The 1,884-nt window shown below is 35.1% G+C and carries 2 protein-coding genes and 1 pseudogene; all 3 read right to left on the bottom strand.

Features of this window, described 5'->3' with window-relative positions; all coding sequences use genetic code 11:
• Positions 1 to 647, bottom strand: a 647-nt coding sequence (locus H7254_RS04460; RefSeq protein ID WP_301931842.1) for a hypothetical protein, incomplete at its 3' end; no start/stop codon positions are given.
• Positions 648 to 722: 75 nt separating this feature from the next.
• Positions 723 to 1,541, bottom strand: coding sequence for an alpha/beta fold hydrolase (locus H7254_RS04455; protein ID WP_301931841.1), 819 nt, complete (start codon positions 1,539 to 1,541; stop codon positions 723 to 725).
• Positions 1,542 to 1,550: 9 nt separating this feature from the next.
• Positions 1,551 to 1,884, bottom strand: a pseudogene (locus H7254_RS04450) (hypothetical protein); the annotation flags it as partial.

Raw genomic sequence — 1,884 nt, 5'->3', positions numbered from 1 at the left:
CTACCACCGCTAAAAGAATTGCAAAAAGAATAGCTTAATGAATCTTTGTCAGGATCGGTTGCTGAAAAAGGATATCGAAAAAAATTATTCTCACAAATAACTACTGTATCATTTACAGGAAATTCAGGACTGCTGTTCTTATTGGCGTTGGGTACTGTGGATGCTGTTCCAGGGATTTTTATGGTATATGTATTTCCTGTTGTACCAGAGTTTGCTATGTTATCCATATTTTCAATGCGGCAGCAGCGTTGATAACTGATAGTATATCCATTGGCGGAAACAGGTAATTCAATATTTGCCAATTCATACGTTACAATTCTATAATAACAAATGGCCTGATCGCCGCTAATACAAGGATCGTCATATAGTTTTTGCAACAAATAGCTGGAAGTTTGTTGGACCGTCATATTTATAATTACAGAAGATGAGGTGCCGTCAAAAAAAGTAAAATTTACAGATGGATCTATCTGGTTTCCGTTTGCATTGCAATCCATATAAACCGTAAGTGTTACTTTATAATTCAGGTATGAAGGATTTGAAATACCTGGTCCTAAATATTTATAATTGAAAAAACCTCCTTTAATATGCCTGCAAAAACTACATAAAGTGCATATCAATAAACATGTTATCAGGAAAGTCTTTTTCATTCTTTGTACCCAATTTTAAGCAGATAATAGATATAAATATAGTTAAAAACGTTGGGTGGGCCGGTTGGTAACCTGTTAAAAATTAGCAATTAAAAAATTAAATAGTACATTATTTGCCTTTTCAGTTTCCTCCCACATACCCATGTGAGCGGATTGCGACAATATGTTTACATAAGACTGGCTGGGTAGATAACACTGTTGCAGACTACTTTGTAAAGGAATTGCCTTATCCAGTTCGCCCATTAAAAACAATATCGGCTTATTGAATTTTTTTAATACAGCCGTTCTGTCTGGTCGTTCAATCATTGCCTGGTAATATTGAATCAATGCTTTAGCACTAAAAGTTTTCCCTTCTTCAATCAGGGCTTTTATTTTATCCGGGTATTGTTCTGCAAAAGATGTTGCAAACATTGTGGGAATAGTTGTTTTTAAAAATGAACCGGCACCATTGGCCTTAATAAATTCGATCGCTTTGCGCCGGGTTTGTTTTTTTTCTTCACTGTCTGCAAAGGCAGATGAATGAAATAATCCAAAACAGTTTAAATATTGCGGATATTTTTCTGCAAATGCGAGGGCAATATATCCGCCCATACTATGGCCAATTAATGCAATGCCTTCATTCACCTGCAGGGGAAATTTTTTTGCTTCGTTGTCCAGTATCAGTTTTATTATTTCGGCGTAGGTATCAATATTAGCATCTTGTATAAACGACGATTTTCCGCTACCGGGAATATCCGGTACGATGATGCGAAAATGGGGTTGTAAAAAATCAATCTGTGGCTGCCATACTTTTCCATCTTCACCAAAGCCGTGCAATAATACCACTGTTTTGCCCCTGCCATATACCGTATAATAAACAAAAGAATTTTGATAAACGATATGGCTGGTGTGCATAATAAATTTTTAAAATGACTGGTACCTGCGAAAACTTCTGTAAAGCAATAAAAGTACAACTGGCAGCAGCGCATTGTTCATTTGTTGTGGTAAAAAAAACCAACTTAATAATGCTATGATCAATCCTGTAATAAAGAGAATTAAGTATTTTTTTAGCCAACCTCTTTTACTGTTTAGAAAAAAAGCAACCAAAATATTGGTGGGCCATGCCCAGATTAAATTGAAATTATTTTTTACCATGGAATGATCTGTACCCGTCCACATAAATACAAATAAAACACCCAAAGCACCGGTTAAAAAAAATAATAAGCCATCAAATCCATTTAAAAAGATGATTGCTTTT

This window comes from Ferruginibacter sp., assembly GCF_014377975.1.
GTDB lineage: Bacteria > Bacteroidota > Bacteroidia > Chitinophagales > Chitinophagaceae > Ferruginibacter.
Note: the sequence above shows the minus strand (reverse complement) of the source record. Positions and strands in the feature narration are given on the sequence as shown.

What these genes read in the sequence shown, in the direction of transcription:
- H7254_RS04455 (WP_301931841.1), bottom strand. Translation starts at nt 1,541, where the DNA reads ATGCACACCAGCCATATCGTTTATCAAAATTCTTTTGTTTATTATACG.